Annotated in this window: 18 protein-coding genes; 6 read left to right on the top strand and 12 right to left on the bottom strand. The window is 58.9% G+C overall.

The features are described from left to right. Positions 1-132 precede the first annotated feature (132 nt). The 3 genes from glnS to chiQ all read left to right on the top strand — a co-directional run bounded on the left by glnS (position 133) and on the right by chiQ (position 4,021). Complete coding sequence (glnS, locus tag DTA24_RS20460; RefSeq protein WP_012542445.1) at positions 133-1,800, top strand: glutamine--tRNA ligase; 1,668 nt, start codon at positions 133-135, stop codon at positions 1,798-1,800. A gap of 437 nt (positions 1,801-2,237) precedes the next feature. Beyond that, positions 2,238-3,641, top strand: coding sequence for a chitoporin ChiP (gene chiP / locus DTA24_RS20450; RefSeq protein WP_008805658.1), 1,404 nt, complete (start codon positions 2,238-2,240; stop codon positions 3,639-3,641). Positions 3,642-3,688: 47 nt separating this feature from the next. Beyond that, positions 3,689-4,021 carry a ChiQ/YbfN family lipoprotein gene (chiQ, locus tag DTA24_RS20445; RefSeq protein WP_008805659.1) on the top strand — a complete coding sequence of 111 codons (333 nt, stop codon included), beginning with the start codon at positions 3,689-3,691 and terminating at the stop codon, positions 4,019-4,021. A 51-nt stretch (positions 4,022-4,072) separates the two neighbouring features. On the opposite strand, the gene DTA24_RS20440 is transcribed toward chiQ, so the two are convergent. From DTA24_RS20440 to ybfF, 8 genes are all read right to left on the bottom strand, one after another. Then, positions 4,073-5,368, bottom strand: a complete 1,296-nt coding sequence (locus tag DTA24_RS20440) for an MFS transporter (protein WP_012968692.1) — start codon at positions 5,366-5,368, stop codon at positions 4,073-4,075. Between the two features lie 55 nt (positions 5,369-5,423). After that, on the bottom strand, positions 5,424-6,563 hold the full coding sequence (gene tcuB, locus DTA24_RS20435) for a tricarballylate utilization 4Fe-4S protein TcuB (RefSeq protein ID WP_042948075.1): 1,140 nt from the start codon (positions 6,561-6,563) through the stop codon (positions 5,424-5,426). Next, on the bottom strand, positions 6,550-7,953 hold the full coding sequence (gene tcuA, locus DTA24_RS20430) for an FAD-dependent tricarballylate dehydrogenase TcuA (protein ID WP_008805662.1): 1,404 nt from the start codon (positions 7,951-7,953) through the stop codon (positions 6,550-6,552). Before tcuA ends, tcuB begins: the two co-directional genes overlap by 14 nt. Positions 7,954-8,050: 97 nt before the next feature. Then, positions 8,051-8,977, bottom strand: a complete 927-nt coding sequence (tcuR, locus tag DTA24_RS20425; protein WP_008805663.1) for a tricarballylate utilization LysR family transcriptional regulator TcuR — start codon at positions 8,975-8,977, stop codon at positions 8,051-8,053. Between the two features lie 127 nt (positions 8,978-9,104). Then, complete coding sequence (gene fur, locus DTA24_RS20420; RefSeq protein WP_002894761.1) at positions 9,105-9,557, bottom strand: ferric iron uptake transcriptional regulator; 453 nt, start codon at positions 9,555-9,557, stop codon at positions 9,105-9,107. A gap of 291 nt (positions 9,558-9,848) precedes the next feature. Then, the gene (gene fldA, locus DTA24_RS20415; protein ID WP_002894765.1) at positions 9,849-10,379 is read right to left on the bottom strand and encodes a flavodoxin FldA; all 531 of its coding nucleotides are present in this window, start codon (positions 10,377-10,379) and stop codon (positions 9,849-9,851) included. A gap of 151 nt (positions 10,380-10,530) precedes the next feature. After that, positions 10,531-10,824, bottom strand: a complete 294-nt coding sequence (ybfE, locus tag DTA24_RS20410; protein WP_012542441.1) for a LexA regulated protein — start codon at positions 10,822-10,824, stop codon at positions 10,531-10,533. 133 nt (positions 10,825-10,957) lie between these two features. Next, complete coding sequence (ybfF, locus tag DTA24_RS20405; protein WP_114500379.1) at positions 10,958-11,731, bottom strand: esterase; 774 nt, start codon at positions 11,729-11,731, stop codon at positions 10,958-10,960. 183 nt (positions 11,732-11,914) lie between these two features. On the opposite strand from ybfF, the gene seqA reads away from it, so the two are divergent. The 3 genes from seqA to DTA24_RS20390 are packed head-to-tail and all read left to right on the top strand — an operon-like array spanning position 11,915 to position 14,628. Further along, positions 11,915-12,463: a replication initiation negative regulator SeqA gene (seqA, locus tag DTA24_RS20400; RefSeq protein WP_012542439.1), complete on the top strand. Its 549-nt coding sequence runs from the start codon at positions 11,915-11,917 to the stop codon at positions 12,461-12,463. A 32-nt stretch (positions 12,464-12,495) separates the two neighbouring features. Beyond that, a complete protein-coding gene (gene pgm, locus DTA24_RS20395; RefSeq protein ID WP_002894773.1) occupies positions 12,496-14,136 on the top strand; it encodes a phosphoglucomutase (alpha-D-glucose-1,6-bisphosphate-dependent) in 1,641 nt (546 codons plus the stop codon). A 54-nt stretch (positions 14,137-14,190) separates the two neighbouring features. After that, positions 14,191-14,628: a hypothetical protein gene (locus DTA24_RS20390; protein WP_032734978.1), complete on the top strand. Its 438-nt coding sequence runs from the start codon at positions 14,191-14,193 to the stop codon at positions 14,626-14,628. On the opposite strand, the gene kdpE is transcribed toward DTA24_RS20390, so the two are convergent. From kdpE to kdpB, 4 genes are read right to left on the bottom strand one after another with little or no spacing between them, the layout of a single operon-like run. Continuing rightward, positions 14,610-15,287 (bottom strand): two-component system response regulator KdpE, encoded by a 678-nt coding sequence (gene kdpE / locus DTA24_RS20385; protein ID WP_002894776.1) that lies wholly within the window; start codon positions 15,285-15,287, stop codon positions 14,610-14,612. The two genes, DTA24_RS20390 and kdpE, sit on opposite strands and share 19 nt — an antisense overlap. Then, positions 15,284-17,971, bottom strand: a complete 2,688-nt coding sequence (kdpD, locus tag DTA24_RS20380; RefSeq protein ID WP_046881860.1) for a two-component system sensor histidine kinase KdpD — start codon at positions 17,969-17,971, stop codon at positions 15,284-15,286. The genes kdpE and kdpD overlap by 4 nt, the downstream gene beginning before the upstream one ends. Continuing rightward, complete coding sequence (gene kdpC / locus DTA24_RS20375) at positions 17,972-18,547, bottom strand: potassium-transporting ATPase subunit KdpC (RefSeq protein WP_012542436.1); 576 nt, start codon at positions 18,545-18,547, stop codon at positions 17,972-17,974. A 10-nt stretch (positions 18,548-18,557) separates the two neighbouring features. Then, positions 18,558-20,606, bottom strand: a complete 2,049-nt coding sequence (kdpB, locus tag DTA24_RS20370; RefSeq protein ID WP_110196610.1) for a potassium-transporting ATPase subunit KdpB — start codon at positions 20,604-20,606, stop codon at positions 18,558-18,560. Positions 20,607-20,615 lie beyond the last annotated feature (9 nt).

The following is a 20,615-nucleotide window of genomic DNA, read 5'->3' as shown; positions in this document are numbered from 1 at the left end:
CCGCTTTTTTTTCCAGCAATCGGCCCCATAATCCTCTTCTGATACCTATTTTACGTAACTAATAGTTGTCACTACGTCCTGCTTGTAAGATCATGTGCCGTTATACGTTGTTTACGCTTTGAGGAACCCGTGATGAGTGAGGCAGAAGCCCGCCCGACTAACTTTATCCGTCAGATCATTGATGAAGATCTGGCTACCGGTAAACATACCACCGTTCACACTCGCTTCCCGCCGGAGCCGAACGGTTATCTGCACATTGGCCATGCGAAATCCATCTGCCTGAACTTCGGCATCGCGCAGGATTATCAGGGTCAATGCAACCTGCGTTTCGATGACACCAACCCGGTGAAAGAAGATATCGAATACGTGGAGTCGATTAAAAACGACGTGCAGTGGTTAGGTTTCCACTGGTCCGGGGACGTTTGCTACTCGTCTGATTACTTTGATCAGCTGCATCAGTATGCGGTTGAGCTGATCAACAAAGGTCTGGCCTATGTTGATGAACTCTCTCCAGATGAAATTCGCGAATACCGCGGCACCCTGAAAGCGCCGGGTAAAAACAGCCCGTATCGCGACCGCAGCGTGGAAGAAAACCTGGCGCTGTTTGAAAAAATGCGCAGCGGCGGCTTCGAAGAGGGTAAAGCCTGCCTGCGCGCGAAGATCGATATGGCATCGCCGTTCATCGTGATGCGCGATCCGGTGCTGTACCGCATTAAGTTCGCTGAGCATCATCAGACCGGCAACAAGTGGTGCATCTACCCGATGTATGACTTCACCCACTGCATCAGCGATGCGCTGGAAGGCATCACCCACTCGCTGTGTACCCTGGAGTTCCAGGACAACCGCCGCCTGTACGACTGGGTGCTCGACAACATCAGCATTCCGGTTCACCCGCGTCAGTATGAATTCTCGCGCCTGAATCTCGAATACACCGTGATGTCCAAGCGTAAGCTGAACCAGCTGGTGACCGAGAAGCACGTGGAAGGCTGGGATGACCCGCGTATGCCGACCATCTCTGGTCTGCGTCGCCGTGGCTACACCGCTGAATCCATCCGCGAGTTCTGCAAGCGCATCGGCGTGACCAAGCAGGACAACACCATCGAGATGGCATCGCTGGAGTCCTGCATTCGTGAAGATCTGAACGAAAACGCCCCGCGCGCGATGGCGGTGATCGATCCGGTGAAACTGGTTATCGAGAACTATCCGCAGGGCGAAAGCGAAATGGTGGCGATGCCGAACCATCCGAACAAGCCGGAAATGGGCAGTCGTGAAGTGCCGTTCAGCGCCGAAATCTGGATCGATCGCGCGGACTTCCGTGAAGAAGCCAACAAACAGTACAAGCGTCTGGTGCTGGGTAAAGAAGTGCGTCTGCGCAATGCCTACGTGATCAAAGCGGAACGCGTGGAGAAAGATGCCGAAGGCAATATCACCACTATTTTCTGCACCTACGATGCCGATACCCTGAGTAAAGATCCGGCCGACGGTCGCAAGGTCAAAGGCGTGATCCACTGGGTGAGTGCGGCGCATGCGCTGCCGGTGGAGATCCGTCTCTACGATCGCCTGTTCAGCGTACCAAACCCGGGGGCGGAGGAAGATTTCCTCGCGGTAATCAACCCGGATTCGCTGGTGATTAAGCAGGGATATGCGGAGCCGAGCCTGGCGCAGGCCGAAGCAGGCAAAGCTTACCAGTTTGAGCGTGAAGGTTACTTCTGCCTCGACAGTCGCTATGCAAACGCCTCCAGTCTGGTGTTCAACCGCACTGTCGGGCTGCGTGATACCTGGGCGAAAGTCGGCGAATAAATTTCCCTCTCGTAAAAGCGTCGCACCTTGCGGCGCTTTTTTTTTGTTTCAGAATCAGCCAATTAAACTTTTCATTTTCGCGATGCGAATTAATCCTGTTACTTCGCGGTAATAAATAGCGCTTCTGATGTTTCCTGTCATATACAAAAAACCAATGTAATCGCTTTCAGTTCTTCTATTTTTCCCTGATTTTGCAATGACTTCCATGACAAAATTATCAGGGATAAGACTGTAACAAAAAGACATAAATTATGTGCGCTTTGTCATAATCTTAAGCTTTGCCTCACGAAAAACATTGATAATTCGCGTCACGAAAAATAGTCTATCTACAGTGGTTTCGCGGCCTTTTTCACCGCCCCACATTTTGCAGTTTTATTTATTTTTTTAGCGAATGACCGTTGGTCTTCGCCTTTTAAAACGTCAAAGAGGATATGCACATGCGTACGTTTAGTGGCAAACGTAGTACGCTGGCGCTGGCTATTGCCGCCGTCACCGCGATGTCGGGCTGGGTTGTGGTTCCGCAGGCCAGCGCAGCAGGCTTTATCGATGATTCAACCTTAACCGGCGGTATCTATTACTGGCAGCGTGAGCGTGACCGTAAAGATGTCACCGACGGCGACAAATATAAAACCAACCTTTCCCACTCCACCTGGAACGCTAACCTGGACTTCCAGTCCGGCTATGCTGCCGATATGTTTGGCCTTGATATTGCTGCATTTACCGCGATTGAAATGGCCGAGAACGGCGATAGCGGCCACCCGAACGAAATTGCCTTCTCATCGCGCAACAAAGCCTATGACGAAGACTACTCCGGCGATAAGAGCGGTATCAGCCTGTATAAAGCCGCCGCGAAATTCAAATACGGTCCGGCGTGGGCACGTGCGGGCTATATCCAGCCAACCGGCCAGACTCTGCTGGCCCCGCACTGGAGCTTTATGCCAGGTACCTATCAGGGGGCGGAGGCCGGGGCTAACTTCGACTATGGCACGGCGGGCGCGTTAAGTTTTTCCTATATGTGGACGAACGAGTATAAAGCGCCATGGCATATCGAGATGGACGATTTCTATCAGAACGACAAGAAAACCAAAGTTGATTATCTCCACTCCGTCGGCGCCAAATATGATTTCAAAAACGACCTGGTGCTGGAGGCGGCATTTGGTCAGGCTCAGGGCTATATCGATCAGTACTTTGCAAAAGCCAGCTACAAGTTTGACGTCGCCGGCGCGCCGCTGAGCACCAGCTACCAGTTCTACGGCACCCGCGATAAGGTCAGCAACGGCGGGGTCAATGACATCTATGACGGCACCGCATGGCTGCAGGCGTTAACCTTCGGCTATAAAGTGGCGGATGTGCTGGACCTGCGTCTGGAAGGCACCTGGGTGAAGGCCGATGGCCAGCAGGGCTACTTCCTGCAGCGTATGACGCCGACCTATGCCTCTTCCAACGGTCGTCTCGATATCTGGTGGGATAACCGCTCCGACTTTAACGCCAACGGCGAAAAAGCGGTCTTCTTCGGCGCGATGTATGACATGAAAAACTGGGATATGCCTGGCTGGGCGTTTGGCGCGTCTTATGTCTACGCCTGGGATGCGAAGCCGGGAAGAATGTCCTCTCCGGATGCGTACTATGACCCTGACTATCGCCTGAAAGAATCGGCTTACAGCCTGGATGCGTTGTATACCGTGCAGGAAGGTCGGGCGAAGGGCACCCTGTTCAAACTGCACTTTACCCAGTACGACAACCATTCCGATATTCCGAGCTGGAGCGGCGGCTACGGCAACATCTTCCAGGATGAGCGCGACGTGAAGTTCATGGTTATCGCCCCGTTCACTATTTTCTGATGCCTGCGCGGCGGGCGTGAGCCTGCCGCACCTCTGGGAGAACGACAATGAAAAAAATGCTGCTTATTGCCATGATGGCCTCGGGTCTGGTGGCCTGCGCCACGTCGCCGGCACCGAAAGAAGACACCAAACTGAAAGATGCCTATAGCGCCTGTATTAATACGGCGGAGGGGAATCCGGACAAGATTGAAGCCTGTCAGAGCGTACTGAATGTACTGAAAGAGGATAAACAGCACCAGCAATTTGCCAATCAGGAGAGCGTTCGCGTCCTGGATTACCAACAGTGTATTCAGGCCACCCGCACCGGCAACGATCAGGCGGTGAAAGCGCGCTGCGACCAGATCTGGAAGGAGATCCGCAGCAATAATACGACCCATTAAATCAGACGTTAGCGGCAAACGGGCGGAGCATACCTCCGCCCGTTTGTTTTTTTAGCGCTGACTCTCCGCCGGCTGATAGCCTCGGCTCAGCCGCACGAACAGCAGCGCGGTGGCAATGAACCCGCACAGCGCGGCGCACATTAGCCACCAGCCCGGCGCGCTTTTATCGCCGGTGAGCTCGACCAGGGCGGTAGAGATAGCCGGCGTCAGGCCGCCGAAAATGGCAGTAGCGAGACTAAAGGCCAGAGAGAATCCCACAGTGCGGACGTACACCGGCATCACTTCGGTGAGCGCCGCCACCATCGCGCCGTTATACATGCCAAAAAAGAACGAGAACCACAGCAGGACCAGCGTCATACGCGTAAAATCGGGCGCGGCGGTGAGCCAGTGCATCACCGGCCAGGTGGTGAGCAGCGCCAGCAGGGTAATGCCCATCAGCACCGGGCGACGACCGATCCGGTCAGAGATCGCCCCGCCAATCGGTAACCAGATAAAGTTAGAGATGCCCACCAGCATGGTCACCAGCAGGCTGTCGCGAGCGCTGAGGTGCAGCACCGCTCTGCCGTAGGTCGGCGTATAGACGGTGATAAAATAAAAGGTGGTGGTGGTCATCGCCACCAGCAACGTCCCGGCGGTAATAATGCGCCAGTTCCTGGCGATAGTGGTCAGGATCTCTTTAGTATCCGGGCGATGTTTACGCTGCAGGAACTCCTCAGTCTCCTGCAGCGAGCGGCGCAGCACGAAAATCAGCGGAATAATCAGACAGCCAATGAAGAAGGGAATGCGCCAGCCCCAGTCGGCGATCTCCTCATGCTCCAGCGTGGCGTTTAGCGCGTAGCCAATCAGCGCCGCCATGACGATAGCCACCTGCTGGCTGGCGGATTGCCAGCTGGTATAGAAGCCTTTATTGCCCGGCGTGGCGATTTCCGACAGATAAACCGACACCCCGCCAAGCTCGACGCCCGCGGAAAACCCCTGCAGCAAGCGGCCCACTAACACGAGGATCGGCGCCAGCACGCCGATGGTCTGATAGCCAGGTACCAGGGCGATGAGTAGCGTCCCGCAGCCCATGATCGCCAGGGTGACCATCAGCCCTTTGCGGCGCCCGATTCTGTCGATATAGGCGCCGAGGACCACCGCGCCGATGGGGCGCATCAGGAAGCCCGAACCAAACACCGCAAAGGTCAGCATCAGCGCTGCGAACTCGCTCTCCGCCGGAAAGAAGGTGCGGGCGATATAGGTGGCATAAAAGCCAAACAGGAAAAAGTCGAACTGTTCGAGAAAATTACCGCTGGTCACGCGGAGGATAGCGCCGACGGTGCCGGCGCGCGTGGATTGTTGCGTCATAGGGTGTGCTCTCCATTGTCTTTATCTTGTTTTTATAGAGGTAAGAGGGAGCGGGTTAGTCGCCTGCGACTGCCGCCTGTTTTCCGCGCCGCTTCTCAATTGCCCACTTGAGTAGCGCCGCACAGCGATAAAATCCGTGGGCAAATTTTCCGTAGGGAAGGGTTAAGAACAGGGCCATTACCACCCCGAGGTGAACAGCGAGCAAAATACCCATCCATGAGGTATCCCGTCCCGCCAGCAGCGCCAGGCCGGTGAAGCTGGTCAGCAGCAGTAGCAGGATAAAGCCGCGGTCCATCGGTTTTTGTCGTGCATCGCCGTGCAACGGCGACCGGCGCAGGTTTAGCCACAGCAGGCCAGCCGGCCCCACCAGCAGGCCGATGCCGCCAAGGGTCCCGAGGATCACGGGGACGCTGAAGAACGGGTAGGGGGCTTCCCGGTCGGCGAAATAGTGATATCCCGTGGCCACCACGGTGGCGGCGAAGCAGAGCATAAAGCCGTAGAAGGTGAAGTGGTGGAAACGGCGGCGCAGCAGGGTGAAGGCGTCATCGGCTTCGTTGCAACCTTTGCCATGCCCGCCATCGAGATATTTCAGCGTCAACGCATCCTGTGAGGCCTTGGCGATATCAACCGCGTGCGGCTGGCCCGGGGAGATCTCGCGCCAGAAGCGGATCACCCCGGTCATCAGCAAGCCAAAGGCCAGCACGAAGACCGAGCCAAACATCCACGCCAGCAGGTTATGCGGGAATATCTGATAGAAATCGCCGGCCAGAGGAGAGTGAAGCAGCGAGCCTTTAAGCCCCATCGCCAGCAGCAGAAAGAAAATCAGTCCGCCGACCAGCGCCAGTACGGTGGTCACGCCAGCCCGGCGGTACAGGCTGCCAAAGGCGGCGGGCTGGGCGTAATGCTGATAAGTTTCCAGCCGAACTTCGGCCATCGCCTTCGGCACGTTAATCGCGAATTCGTGCGGCGGCGCGTACTGACAGGCGTGCAGGCAGGCGCCGCAGTTATGACACAGGTTAGCCAGATAGTTAATATCTGCTTTGCCAAAGGCCAGGCGCTGGGTCATCGCCGGGAATACGGCGCAAAACCCTTCGCAGTAGCGGCAGGCGTTACATACCTGCATCACCCTTTCCACTTCCGCCTCCGGCTCGGTGATGATCTGCGCCTCAATGATCAGCTTCTCAAGCGACTTCATGGTGTTTCTCCTGCTGTGCCGCCCGGGCGGCTTGCTGGCCGGCAATGCGGCCGAAGGTGGTGCCGATCGACATCCCGACGCCGGCGGTATAGCCTTTGCCCAGCACGTTGCCAGCCATCATTTCCCCGGCGACAAACAGGTTGCGGCTGGGTTTACCGGCGAAGTGGACGGCGGCGGTGTCGTCGACGTAGAGCCCGAGGTAGGTGAAGGTGATCCCCGGACGTAAGGCATAGCCGTAGTAAGGCGGCGTATCGATAGGCCGCGCCCAGTGGGTCTTTGGCGGCGTCAGGCCGGCGGTGGCGCAGTTATCCAGGCGGGTATGATCGAACTGGCCTGGCGCGCAGGCGGCATTATAGTCGGCGATGGTTTGCGTAAAGCGTTCGCTGTCCAGGCCGAGCTGGCGGGCCAGCTCGGGAAGGGTGTTGGCCTGAGCGCCGGGAAAGACGGGCGGCATAAAGTGGCCGATGGCTTTGCTGTCGATGATCGAGTAGCCGATTTGCCCGGGCTGGTGGGCGACCAGCCGGCCCCAGATGGCATAGCGTTTGGGCCAGAAATCTTCTCCTTCATCGTAAAAACGGTCGGCATCGCGGTTGACCACTACCCCCAGCGACACGCAGTCGACGCGGGTACAGATCCCGCCATCGTAGAGCGGCGCCCGGGCGTCAATGGCGACGCAGTGGGACTGCGAGGGATCGCCGATAATATCGGCCCCGGCGTCGATCATAAACTTGAGCAGCACTCCCTGGTTGAAGCGGGTGCCGCGGATGAGAAAGTTATCGGCGGGCCATTCACCGCGGTCATTTTGCCCCCAGGCCTCGCGCAGCCATTCGCGGTTGGATTCAAATCCGCCGGCGGCGAGGACGCAGCTTTTCGCAACAATCCGTTCCTCGCCCGCCAGCGCGGCGACAAATTCGCCGTTGCGCAGCTCGAGAGCCTGCACCGGTGTGTTGTAGCGGATCTGCACCCCCATTTGCTCCGCGCTGCGGTAATAGGCATTGACCAGCGCTTTGCCGCCGCCCATAAAAAAGGCGTTGGTGCGGGCCACGTGCAGGGCGCCGGAGAGCGGTGGCTGAAAGTTCACGCCGTGCTGGCGCATCCAGTCCCGGCATTGTGACGAGGTGCGGATCACCAGTCGGGCCAGCGCTTCGTTGGTATTCCCCTCGGTGACGCGCAGCAGATCCTGCCAGTACTCTTCTTCCGGGTAGCTGTCGACCAGCACGTCCTGCGGCGCATCGTGCATACAGCGCAGGTTACGCGTGTGCTGCGAGTTGCCGCCGCGCCACTCCCGCGGCGCCGCCTCCAGCAGCAGCACCGAGGCGCCAGCTTCCCGGGCGGTTAAGGCGGCGCATAGCGCGGCATTGCCGCCGCCAATCACCAGTACATCCACCATTATCGGCTCCCTTACAATTTAATTAATTGTTAAATTTGTAATGGGAATGTAGGTGGTAACAGCGGTGAGGCGCTATGGTGTAATGCTAAAGAGGGGTTTAGTGAGCGTAAAGGGTAGCACCCGGCCAGCGGTCAGACTCCACCAGCTGGCGCATAACTTTGCTGAGTATCACTCGAGCCGCAAGGCCTGCCGGAGTGAGTTCATCATCAGACAGACTGACCAGAAAGTTGGGGCGACTGAGTATCGGGTTGACGACGTCGATCACCCTCAGCGCCTGATGGTCGAGGTGGGAGATGGCGGCCCCGGGCTGCAGGGTGGCCCCCAGTCCGCTGCGCACGGCCTGCATCAGCAGGGCCAGACCGTCAATGTCCGCCACCACCTCAACGCTGAGATGATGCTGCTGGCAAACTGCCTCCAGCCTGCCGCGCAGGCCATGGCCCTGGCTTGGCATAATCAACGGCAGGGAGGTGAGCTGGTCAGGGGAGATGTGGTCCTCCTGCAGGGGGGCCAACAGCGCATGGGTGCCAATCAGGAACAGGCGTTCTTCCAGCACCGGTCTGGCGCTCCAGCGCAGGATCTTTTCCTGCTGGAAAACGATAGCTAAATCGAGCTGGCGGGTGTTGATCATCCGCTCCAGATTACCGGAGAGGCTTTCCACCAAATGCAGGCGCACGTCGGGATAGCTTTCGCGCATCGCATTGATGAACGGGACGCCGAGAACGGAGGCGGTGCTGGGGGCCATGCCGACGCTAACGTGGCCTGACAGGCGCGCCTCGCGGGCGGCGAGGATGGCATCATCGGCATGGCGCAGCGCCAGCTGTGCCTGCGAGTAGAAAGCGAGACCCGCGCTGGTGGGCGTGACTCCGCGGGAGGTCCGCTGCAGCAGGCGAATGGCCAGTTCGTTTTCCAGGCGTGCGATCTGCTGGCTGAGCGCCGAGACGCCGATATTAAGATCAAGCGCGGCGCGCCCCATGCTGCCGGTTTCAACAATGCGCACAAAATAGCGTAGCTGGCGAAGTTCCATATCAACTCTCCGGACAAAACGGGGACGCGGGAAGGTCACCTGTGGGACGAGAGCGGTAAGGGCAGCAGAGGCGCCCATAAAAAAGCCAACCGGCAGGTTGGCTTTTCAGTCTCAGCGAAGCGGGGAATTATTTTTCCACCGCGTCGTGGGCGTGTTCGTCCTCGCGGCAATCACCTTCCGCACAATGACCGTACAGATACAGACTGTGGTTGGTCAGGCGGATGCCGTGGCGGGAGGCAATTTCACGCTGGCGTAATTCGATCGAGTCATCGCTGAATTCGATCACTTTGCCGCAGTCGAGGCAAATCAGGTGATCGTGGTGATGCTGCTGGGTCAGTTCGAAAACGGATTTACCGCCTTCAAAATTATGACGAGTCACGATACCGGCATCATCAAACTGGTTGAGTACGCGGTAAACGGTCGCCAGACCGATCTCTTCGCCCATGTCGATCAGGCGTTTATATAAGTCTTCCGCACTGACATGATGGTTATCCGGTTCCTGCAGCACTTCAAGGATTTTCAGTCGAGGAAGTGTGACTTTCAGGCCAGCCTTCTTTAATGCGGTATTGTTGTCAGTCATGCGGAATCTGTCCTGTTGCTAAACGATCTACTTCCTTCAACGGAAGTCATACAGAAATTAACCCGACGTAATGCGTCTCATTATAGAACTGCCACTGGTAAATGAAAACTGCAAGCATCAGGCCTGGTTTGCTGTCAAAAACGAGGCACCAGCTACAAACTGCGTCACGTGCCTCGTAGAATCAGAGGACATTGTACAGATATGTGATTAAAAGTTAAAAACTTGTAGCTATTAGTTTGATTGCTTTTGTCTATTAATGCGACGCAACTCAATGATTGCGCCGCTTAATCATCAGGCGTTTTTGATTTCTTCGAGGTGCAGCTCTTCGGCAACCTGCTTCACCCATTTCTCAACGCGCTCGTTGGTCAGCTCCGGCTGGCGGTCTTCATCAATGGCGAGGCCGACGAAGTGGTCGTCATCCGCCAGGCCTTTGGAGGCCTCAAAATGATACCCGGCTGTCGGCCAGTGACCGACGATGGTCGCGCCGCGCGGCTCAATGATGTCGCGGATGGTGCCCAGCGCGTCGCAGAAGTATTCTGCGTAGTCTTCCTGGTCGCCACAGCCGAACAGCGCCACCAGTTTACCATTGAAGTCGATCTCTTCCAGCGTCGGGAAGAAGTCGTCCCAGTCACACTGCGCTTCGCCGTAGTACCAGGTCGGGATACCGAGCAGCAGAATGTCGTGGGCTTCCAGGTCTTCTTTGCTGCTTTTGGCAATGTCGTGAACATCAGCAACATCTTTACCAAGCTGCTTTTGAATCATTTTTGCAATATTTTCGGTGTTGCCGGTGTCGCTGCCAAAAAAGATGCCGATGATTGCCATGAGTAAAATAACCTCTTGAAACTTAAATGATGTGGTAGGGACGCGATGCCCATAGATAACGGCAATCATAGCAGAACAGGCAAGGGCGCGGAAACAGCAATCACGCCCGACTGCACACTCTGCTACACGAATGCGGATTTTTCGCGGAAAGTTAGACTTTTCCCTGGCTGTGCAGGGCGCGCAATTGGGTCATCAGCATCTCTTCAATGAGATCGCTGCGGCTCATATTACGCGCTTCCGCCAGTTCATTGAGCGCATCGACCGCGTCGGCGTTGAGTTTTAACTCGACGCGCTTCAGCCCGCGAACCTTATCGCGTTTCAGCTGGTTACGTTTGTTGATGCGCAGTTGTTCATCGCGCGACAGCGGATTGGTTTTCGGTCTTCCCGGGCGACGCTCGTTTGCGAACAAATCTAATGTCGTACGGTCCGTTTGTTCTTTTGCCATGATTCTGAGTGACTTCGGGGAAACAAGCTGCCGGGCTCTAGCCGGCGCAGATAGCGCGCCATCATACATCAGGCGAACGGCTGCGCCAACGACCGCGGGCATTCTGCGGCGCGGTCGGGCATATTTTAGCCAATCAGGCGGCGATGCTCGTCAGATAGCGGCGGATGGCGCGTAACACCGCCTCGGGTTTCTCGGCATGCACCCAGTGTCCGGCGCCAGCGATGACGTGCGCCCGGGCCTGCGGGAACTGCGCCAGCAGCGCGTCGCGGTAGGCGTCGGTCACATAGGGCGAGTTGCCGCCGGGAATAAACTGCGTCGGGTGCGGCCAGGCCGGAATGGTTTCCCAGCCGACGATATGCGGGTACTGGTCCCACAGCACCGGCACGTTAAAGCGCCATTCGCCGTCGACAAAAGATTTCAGCAGGAACTGAATCACGCCCTCTTCCCGCAGATGCTCACGCATCACCTGCGCCGCCTGCTGGCGGCTGCTGGCGGAGGATTGGCTGACGGCGCGGATAGCGGCGAAGATCTCATCATGGCGGCGCACATGATAATCCACCGGCGCGATATCGATCGCCACCAGTCCGCTGATGCGTTGCGGCGCCAGGGCGGTCAACGCCATCACCGCTTTCCCGCCCATCGAATGGCCGATAAAGGTGGCGCGCTCGATCTGGTGCGCGTCGAGCGTATCAAGCAGATCCTGCGCCATGGCGGGGTAGGTCATCTCTGGCGATCGCGGCGACAAACCGTGGTTGCGCATATCGACCTGCACAATATCGTGGTCGGCGATCAGGTCGCGGGCGAGGATGCCCAGGTTGTCCAGGCTGCCAAACAGACCGTGGACCAGCACGATCGGGGAGTGGTTGTGCGGATTCTGTGCAGATTGCGCTCGGCTATTTAATTTCATGGCAAAGTTCTTTTTTTCGCTCCGTCGGGTTAGGGTATTATGTTGGACATTCTGCCATCCGGCTGCAAGACCCAGAAGTTTTCTGAGTTTTACCGCCATCCTGGTTTGACGCTATCCGCGGTTGGGATTTGAACTTATAATCCCAACGATTTGTATTCAGAAAAGATATCGCACTGGATTAAGATGAAAACAATTGAAGTTGATGATGAACTCTATCGCTATATTGCCAGCCACACTCTGCATATCGGCGAGAGCGCATCCGACATTTTACGGCGCATGCTGAAATTTTCCGCCGTTTCCCAACCGGCTACACCGGTCAGCAAAGCCGCGCCGGCACTGGCGCCAGCGCCTGCCGTGGAGGTGAAACCCGCTAACCCGGCGAAAGATAAAGTCCGCGCCATGCGCGAGCTGCTGTTATCTGATGAATACGCCGAGCAGAAGCGCGCGGTGAACCGTTTCATGCTGGTGTTGACGACCCTCTATTCTCTGGACAATAAAGCATTTGCCGAGGCGACCGAGTCTCTGCATGGCCGCACGCGCGTCTACTTCGCAGAAGATGCGCGTACGCTGCTGAAAAGCGGTAATCAGACCAAACCAAAACAGGTTCCTGGTACACCGTGGTGGGTTATCACTAATACCAATACCGGCCGTAAATGCAGCATGATTGAGCACATCATGCAGTCGATGCAGTTCCCTGCGGAGCTGATTGAAAAGGTTTGCGGCACGATCTAGCTTTTTAACATTTGCACCAGAAGGATCAGGCAATGGCAATCGATAAACGTGCGGGGCAGCCTGCGCAACAGAGTGATTTGATTAACGTCGCCCAACTGACTGCTCAGTACTACGTGCTGAAACCTGAAGTCGGTAATGCGGAGCATGCGGTAAAATTCGGCACCTCTGGCCATCGCGGTAGCGCGGCGCGCCACAACTTCAACGAACCGCATATCCTGGCCATCGCCCAGGCCATTGCGGAAGATCGTGCGAAGAACGGGATCACCGGTCCGTGCTATGTCGGCAAAGATACCCACGCCCTTTCCGAGCCGGCGTTTATTTCGGTGCTGGAAGTGTTAACCGCCAACGGCGTTGACGTGATCGTGCAGGAAAACAACGGCTTCACTCCGACGCCGGCGGTCTCCAATGCGATTCTGGTGCATAACAAAAAAGGCGGTCCGCTGGCAGACGGCATTGTGATCACCCCGTCACACAACCCGCCGGAAGATGGTGGTATCAAGTACAACCCGCCAAACGGCGGCCCGGCTGATACCAACGTCACCAAAGTGGTGGAGAACCGCGCCAACGAACTGCTGGCCGCCGGCCTGCAGGGCGTGAAACGCATTTCTCTGGACGCGGCGCTGGCTTCTGGTCACGTTAAAGAACAGGATCTGGTGCAGCCGTTCATTGAAGGGCTGGCGGACATCGTCGACATGGCGGCGATCCAGAAAGCGGGCCTGACGCTGGGTGTCGATCCGCTGGGCGGGTCCGGTATCGAATACTGGAAACGTATTGGCGAACACTACAAGCTCAATCTGACCATTGTGAACGATCAGGTTGACCAGACCTTCCGCTTTATGCACCTCGATAAAGACGGCGCCATCCGTATGGACTGCTCCTCAGAGTGTGCGATGGCGGGCCTGCTGGCGCTGCGCGATAAGTTCGATCTGGCGTTTGCTAACGATCCGGATTACGACCGCCACGGGATTGTCACCCCAGCCGGGTTGATGAACCCGAACCACTACCTGGCGGTAGCGATCAACTACCTGTTCCAGCATCGTCCGCAGTGGGGCAAAGAGGTGGCGGTGGGTAAAACGCTGGTCTCCTCCGCGATGATTGACCGCGTGGTGAACGATCTGGGCCGCAAGCTGGTGGAAGTGCCGGTGGGCTTTAAATGGTTTGTCGACGGCCTGTTCGACGGCAGCTTCGGCTTCGGCGGCGAAGAGAGCGCCGGGGCCTCCTTCCTGCGCTTTGACGGCACGCCATGGTCCACCGATAAAGACGGCATCATCATGTGCCTGCTGGCGGCGGAAATCACCGCGGTGACCGGGAAAAACCCGCAGGAGCATTATAACGAACTGGCCGAACGCTTCGGTGCGCCGAGCTACAACCGCCTGCAGGCTTCCGCAACTTCCGCGCAGAAAGCGGCGCTGTCCAAGCTCTCTCCGGAAATGGTCAGTGCTGACACCCTGGCGGGCGATCCGATCACTGCTCGTCTGACCGCGGCGCCGGGCAACGGGGCGGCGATTGGCGGCCTGAAGGTGATGACCGACAACGGCTGGTTCGCGGCGCGTCCGTCAGGCACCGAAGACGCCTACAAGATCTACTGCGAAAGCTTCCTCGGCGAAGAGCATCGCAAGCTGATTGAAAAAGAAGCGGTAGAGATTGTCAGTGAAGTGCTGAAGAACGCGTAACCGCAGCCAAACATCAGGCCCCTTGTGGGCCTGATTTTTTTCGCAAGGATAGCGATGAAAATACAACGGAAGTCCCTGTTTTTATTCTGGGCGTGGATGGATCTCTTTTTCGTCCTGCAATTCTTATGGTGGAATATTGCCCACCGCCGCCTCCCTTTTTACGACGACCTGCTGGCTTATCTCCAGCTGCTGCATACTTACGGCTCTGGGGCGGTCTGGCTGTATCCGCTGAATGTTCTGCTGATTATCAGCATCCCACTGTCGATGATCCTTTTTTTCCGTCAGAGCCGCTATGCGCTGTGGCTGGCCTGGGGGCAGGCGCCGCTCAGACTGGTGTTTATGCAGCCTTCGCTGTCGCTGGGTCTGTGGCTGATTCAGGCTGCCGGCGTCATGCATGTAGCGATCCTGGCCGGTTTTCTGCTGCTCTCTGAAGGGCTGAAAATCGCCAGCCTCTGGTACTGCAGAGGCGGGGCTCAGGGCATAAAGCGATAGCCAATGCCGGTTTCAGTCAGCAAATGCTGCGGCCGTGCCGGATCGGCCTCCAGCTTTTGTCGCAAATGACCCATATAGATCCGCAGATAGTGGCTGTGCTCCACGGCGTTAGGCCCCCACACCTGATTCAGCAACTGGCGCTGGGTAAGCACTTTGCCGGGATTATTCAACAGCGCCGCCAGCAGGCGAAACTCGATGGGCGTCAGGTGGATCTCTTCGCTGCCGCGCAGGATGCGGCGGGCGGGGATATTGACCTCCAGGTCAGCGAAGCGCACCACTGGCTCATCGGCCTGCGCCGCGCCGTGGCGACGCAGCGCGACGCGCAGGCGAGCCTGTAGCTCGCCGATGCCAAAGGGTTTACTTAAGTAGTCATCGGCGCCGGCATCCAGGGCGGCAATTTTGTCATGCTCTTCGCTACGCGCTGACAGGACGATAATCGGCATCTGGCTCCACTGACGCAGGTCGCGAATAAAATCAATGCCGTCACCATCCGGCAGGCCCAGATCGAGGATCGCGAGGTCGGGCTTACGGGTAGCGGCTTCAATCAGCCCACGCTGCAGGGTTTCCGCTTCAAATACGCGCATGCCGTCGGCTTCCAGCGCGGTGCGCAGAAAGCGTCGGATAGCGTGTTCGTCTTCGATAATCAGAACGTTAATCACAATTCCTCAGGTAGCTCTTCCAGTTCAGGGGGCGTTTCTCCCGGCAGTGTAACACGGAATGAGGCACCGCCCTCGGGCCGGTTGCTGGCGGAGATGGTCCCGCCGTGAACGTCGACGATGGCCTGACAGATGGCAAGGCCCAGCCCGACGCCAGGGATCGCCGACTCTTTGTTGCCGCGGGCGAATTTATCAAAGATAGCCTGTTCCTGGCCCGCCGGGATCCCCGGACCGTTATCCCATACCTCCAGCGACAGCTGCCGGGCGTCCGCCTCGGCGCGGATGCCGATGTTCGCCCGGGCGCCGGCATACTTATGGGCATTTTCCAGCAGGTTGATCAGCACCCGCTCGAACAGCGGCCCGTCGACATGCACCAGCTGGAGGGGATCGGGGAGATCCAACTGAATGTGCTGGCCGCCGAGGCTCGGTTCGAGCATGCGCAGCGCGCTGCCGACCACTTCCTCCAGCGTCAGCCACTCCTTATGCAGATTAAAGCCGCCGGACTGGATCCGCGCCATATCCAGCAAATTGTTCACCAGACGGGTGGTGTTGAGCACATGCTGGCGAATTTCATTGGCCTGCGGAGCATGCTTTGAACCTTCGCTGGCCAGATCGAGGGTCAGAATTTCCGCCTGGCCAAACAGCACGGTCAGCGGAGTACGCAGATCGTGCGACAGGGCGGCGAGCAGCGAGTTACGCAGGCTTTCCCGCTCGCTGGTCAGCCGGGCCTGCTCTTCGCTGGCGGTCAGGGTGAGACGCTCCAGGGCGCTGGCCACCAGCAGGGTAAAGGTCTCCAGCAGCCGCTGCTGCTCCGGGATCATCAGCTGGCGCAGATTCTCCGGCTCCACCACCAATAGCCCCCAGGTGCGGGCGGCGCTCTTCAGCGGTAAAATTTGGTACGGCACGCCGGGCAGGGTATCGGTGCCGGCGCCGGCAGGCTGCCCCTTATCAAAGCTCCAGCGGGCGATGGCGTCATCCCATGGGGTCAGCCCTGACTGGTGGGTTAAGGGCAGCAGTTTTCCCTGGGCGTCCGGCAGCAGCAACTGGCTGCGGGCCTGAAAGGTGGAGGCGATGAAGCGCTCGCTGGTGATGGCGATATCCTGCTGGCTACGACCCACCGCCAGCGCTTTAGACATCTCATACAGGTGGCGGGTACGGCGTTCACGGTAGCGCGCCACCCGCGCCTGGTAGCGCACGCCGGCGGTGAGGTTACCGATAAGCAGACCCACGGTGAGCATCACGCCGAAGGTGAGCAGATACTGGACATCCGACACCGCCAGCGTCCCGCGCGGGGCGACAAAAAAGAGATCGAAGCTGATAACGTTGATCACCGTCGCCAGCACCGACGGCCAGCGGCCATAGACCAGGGCGATGATCACCACCCCCAGCAGATAAAGCATCACCAGGTTGGCGGCTTCGAAAGCCATCAACCACTGCATGGCCACCAGGGTGATGATGGCGCATAGCGCTACCGCCACCGCGCAGCCCTGCAGCTGCAGACGCCACTTTTCCAGCGCCGTACGGCTGTCGTTGGCCCGCGCAGGGAGAGGGGACGGTTTTTCATCGAGGGCGATCACCACCAGATCGAGGTCCGGCGCATGGCGAGCCAGACGGTCGGCGAAGCCGCTGCGATCCCACCAGCGGCGTTTGCGCTGGCGGCCGATGACGATTTTGCCGAGGTTATGTTCGCGGGCGTAATGGAGGACCGCTTTCTCTTCCGACGGGTCGGAGAGGGTCGCGGTTTCGGCGCCCAGCTCCTGGGCCAGACGCAGCGCGGCGAGAATAGCCCGCCGCCGGGCTTCCGGCAGCCGGTGCAGGGAAGGGGTCTCGACATACACTGCATGCCAGACGCTGCCCAGGCGGGCGGCGAGCCGGGCAGCGGCGCGCACCAGCTTTTCGCTGCCGGTGTTGTGCCCGATACAGAGCAGGATCGCATCGCGGGTGTGCCAGACTTTCTCCTGGCCCTGGCGGTCGCGCCAGGCACGCATCTGTTCATCGACGCGGTCGGCGGTGCGGCGCAGAGCCAGCTCGCGCAGCGCAATCAGGTTTCCCTTGCGGAAAAAGTTTTCGATGGCGCGCTCGGCCTGGCCGCCGATATAGACTTTGCCCTCATTGAGCCGCTGGCGCAGATCGTCAGGGGGGAGGTCCACCAGCACCACGTCGTCCGCGGCGTCAAAGAAGGGGTCGGGAACGGTCTCCCGCACCTGCACGCCGGTGATCCCGCTGACGACGTCGTTCAGGCTTTCCAGATGCTGGACGTTGACGGTGGTAAAGACATCAATTCCGGCCTCCAGCAGTTCATCCACATCCTGCCAGCGCTTCGGATGGCGGGAGCCGGGCGCATTGCTGTGCGCCAGCTCATCCACCAGAATCAGCGCCGGACGGCGGGCGAGGGCGGCGTCGAGATCGAACTCATACACGTACCGCCCGCGATGAGCGAGCCGCCGCGGCGGCAGGGTGCTCAGGCCCTCCAGCATCGCAGCGGTCTCTTTTCGGCCGTGGGTCTCCGCCACGCCAATCAGAATATCCAGCCCCTGGGCGCGCAGCCGCTGCGCTTCCGCCAGCATCGCCCAGGTTTTCCCCACCCCGGCGCAGGCGCCGAAGAACACTTTCAGTTTGCCGCGATGCGGGGCGGCGGTGTGCTGCAGCAGGCGGTCAGGGTCCGGGCGCAGCGGCTCGTCACTCATTTACTTATCCTTCAGGGCATCCAGCGCCATATTGAGTTGCAGTATATTGACCACCGGCTGACCAAGGAAGCTCAGCAGCGGGGTTTGTGTGGCCTGGTTCACCAGCTGGCTTACCTGCTCAACGCTCAGCTGGCGCGCTTTAGCCACCCGGGGGACCTGCCACAGCGCGGCGGCCGGGGTCAGGTTGTTATCGAGACCGCTCGCCGAGGTGGTGACCAGCTCGACCGGCACCCGCGGGTCGGCGTCCGGGTTCGCGGCGCGCAGGGCCTGTACGCGCTCGCTCACCGCTTTATCCAGCGCCGGGTTGCTGGCGGCAAGGTTGCTGCCGCCTGACGCCATGGGATTATCCGCCGTCTCAGCGGTGGCCGACGGGCGGCCCTGGAAATAGCCTGCGGCAGTATAGTTCTGGCCAATCAGTCCGGAGCCGCGCACCTCACCGTTCAGGCGGATCAGCGAGCCGTTGGCCTGTGAGTTAAACCACCATTGTCCCAGGCTGGTGGTCAGCAGAGGATAGACGCCGCCGGTGAGCAGCGTTAACAGAATAAATAGCACAAGTGCTGGACGAATCAATGACATAGTTTTTTCCTCACACCAGACCGCTCAGGGTCAGCAGCAGGTCGATGGCTTTAATACCGATAAAGGGCACCAGCAGACCGCCGAGGCCGTAGATCCACAGGTTGCGGCGCAGCATCGCCGAGGCGGAGAGTGGGCGATAGCTCACGCCTTTCAGGGCCAGCGGGATCAGGAAGACGATGATCAGCGCGTTAAAGATAACGGCGCTAAGGATCGCTGACGACGGCGAATGCAGGCCCATCACGTTCAGCATGGCCAGCTGGGGATAGACCGCGGCAAATGCCGCCGGAATAATGGCGAAATATTTCGCCACGTCGTTGGCAATACTGAAGGTAGTCAGCGAGCCGCGCGTCATTAACATCTGTTTGCCGATATGGACCACCTCAATCAGCTTGGTGGGGTTGGAATCCAGGTCGACCATGTTGCCTGCTTCCTTCGCCGCCTGGGTGCCGGAGTTCATGGCCACCGCCACGTCGGCCTGAGCCAGCGCGGGCGCATCGTTGGTGCCGTCGCCGGTCATCGCCACCAGCCGACCTTCCGACTGATACTGGCGGATCAACGCCAGCTTGGCTTCCGGCGTCGCTTCGGCGAGGAAATCATCGACCCCGGCCTCGGCGGCGATCGCCGCGGCGGTCAGGCGGTTATCGCCGGTGATCATCACCGTTTTAATGCCCATTTTGCGCAGCTGGGCGAAACGTTCTTTGATACCGCCTTTAACGATATCTTTGAGCGAAATAATCCCCAGCACCTTTTCCCCTTCGGCGACCACCAGCGGTGTGGCCCCCTGGCGGGCGACCTCTTCCACCTGCTTATCGACATCGGCAGGGAAGTGGCCGCCGTTGGCCTCCACGTGGCGGCGAATGGCGTCCACCGACCCTTTGCGGATCATGCGTTGATCAATATTGATGCCGCTCATCCGCGTTTGCGCGGTAAAGGGGACAAAGGTGGCGTGCAGCGACTGCAGATCGCGTTCGCGCAGGTTAAAGCGCTGTTTCGCCAGCACCACGATGCTGCGCCCCTCAGGGGTTTCATCCGCCAGCGAGGAGAGCTGGGCGGCGTCGGCGAGGGTTCGCTCTTCCACGCCGCGCGCCGGCAGGAAGGCGGAAGCCTGACGGTTGCCAAGGGTAATGGTCCCGGTTTTATCCAGCAGCAGGACATCGACGTCGCCAGCGGCCTCCACCGCGCGGCCACTGGTGGCGATGACGTTGGCGCCGAGCATACGACTCATCCCGGCGACGCCGATGGCCGACAGCAGCCCGCCGATGGTGGTCGGGATCAGGCACACCAGCAGGGCGACCAGCACGGTAACGCTGACCGCATTGCCGCTCCACGCCGAGAAGGGCCAGATGGTGGCGGTGGCCAGCAGGAACACCAGCGTCAGGGCGATCAGCAGGATCGTCAGGGCGATCTCGTTCGGCGTTTTACGGCGCTGGGCGCCTTCCACCATGGCGATCATCCGGTCGAGGAAGGTTTCTCCCGGGTTCACGCTGCAGCGGATCACCAGCCAGTCGGAGAGAATGCGTGTCCCGCCGGTCACCGAGGCAAAATCGCCACCGGATTCACGGATCACCGGGGCAGACTCGCCGGTAATGGCGCTTTCGTCCACCGAGGCGCCGCCTTCGATGACTTCGCCATCGCAGGGGATAATATCCCCGGCTTCCACCAGCACCACGTCGCCTCTGCGCAGGTCTTCCGCCGGCACGTGGTCGACCGTCGCGTCATGCTGCGGGGCGCGCAGTTTGCGGGCGAAGGCCGTTTTTTTCACCCCTTTCAGGCTGTTGGCCTGGGCTTTGCTGCGGCCTTCCGCCATCGCTTCGGCAAAGTTAGCGAACAGCACGGTAAACCACAGCCAGATGCTGACGGCGGCGGTAAATGTGGCGCTACCGGTCAGGGCGCCGCCAGCCATGGCGATCGCCAGCAGGGTGGTTAACAGACTGCCCACCCAGACGATAAACATCACCGGATTGCGCCATTGCACCATCGGGCTGAGTTTTTTCACGGCATCCAGCAGCGCCTGGCGCACCAGCGTCGGCTCCAGCAGGGCTAATTGTTTGCGACTCATAACAGGGTG

Source organism: Klebsiella sp. P1CD1 (assembly GCF_003790505.1).
Lineage (GTDB): Bacteria > Pseudomonadota > Gammaproteobacteria > Enterobacterales > Enterobacteriaceae > Klebsiella > Klebsiella variicola.
This window is presented reverse-complemented; position numbering and strand designations above follow the sequence as displayed.

What these genes read in the sequence shown, in the direction of transcription:
- fur (WP_002894761.1), bottom strand. Translation starts at nt 9,557, where the DNA reads ATGACTGACAACAATACCGCATTAAAGAAGGCTGGCCTGAAAGTCACA.
- tcuA (WP_008805662.1), bottom strand. Translation starts at nt 7,953, where the DNA reads ATGGTGGATGTACTGGTGATTGGCGGCGGCAATGCCGCGCTATGCGCC.
- tcuB (WP_042948075.1), bottom strand. Translation starts at nt 6,563, where the DNA reads ATGAAGTCGCTTGAGAAGCTGATCATTGAGGCGCAGATCATCACCGAG.
- fldA (WP_002894765.1), bottom strand. Translation starts at nt 10,379, where the DNA reads ATGGCAATCATCGGCATCTTTTTTGGCAGCGACACCGGCAACACCGAA.
- tcuR (WP_008805663.1), bottom strand. Translation starts at nt 8,977, where the DNA reads ATGGAACTTCGCCAGCTACGCTATTTTGTGCGCATTGTTGAAACCGGC.
- chiQ (WP_008805659.1), top strand. Translation starts at nt 3,689, where the DNA reads ATGAAAAAAATGCTGCTTATTGCCATGATGGCCTCGGGTCTGGTGGCC.
- kdpB (WP_110196610.1), bottom strand. Translation starts at nt 20,606, where the DNA reads ATGAGTCGCAAACAATTAGCCCTGCTGGAGCCGACGCTGGTGCGCCAG.
- kdpC (WP_012542436.1), bottom strand. Translation starts at nt 18,547, where the DNA reads ATGTCATTGATTCGTCCAGCACTTGTGCTATTTATTCTGTTAACGCTG.
- ybfF (WP_114500379.1), bottom strand. Translation starts at nt 11,731, where the DNA reads ATGAAATTAAATAGCCGAGCGCAATCTGCACAGAATCCGCACAACCAC.
- kdpD (WP_046881860.1), bottom strand. Translation starts at nt 17,971, where the DNA reads ATGAGTGACGAGCCGCTGCGCCCGGACCCTGACCGCCTGCTGCAGCAC.
- ybfE (WP_012542441.1), bottom strand. Translation starts at nt 10,824, where the DNA reads ATGGCAAAAGAACAAACGGACCGTACGACATTAGATTTGTTCGCAAAC.
- seqA (WP_012542439.1), top strand. Translation starts at nt 11,915, where the DNA reads ATGAAAACAATTGAAGTTGATGATGAACTCTATCGCTATATTGCCAGC.
- DTA24_RS20390 (WP_032734978.1), top strand. Translation starts at nt 14,191, where the DNA reads ATGAAAATACAACGGAAGTCCCTGTTTTTATTCTGGGCGTGGATGGAT.
- chiP (WP_008805658.1), top strand. Translation starts at nt 2,238, where the DNA reads ATGCGTACGTTTAGTGGCAAACGTAGTACGCTGGCGCTGGCTATTGCC.
- DTA24_RS20440 (WP_012968692.1), bottom strand. Translation starts at nt 5,368, where the DNA reads ATGACGCAACAATCCACGCGCGCCGGCACCGTCGGCGCTATCCTCCGC.
- glnS (WP_012542445.1), top strand. Translation starts at nt 133, where the DNA reads ATGAGTGAGGCAGAAGCCCGCCCGACTAACTTTATCCGTCAGATCATT.
- pgm (WP_002894773.1), top strand. Translation starts at nt 12,496, where the DNA reads ATGGCAATCGATAAACGTGCGGGGCAGCCTGCGCAACAGAGTGATTTG.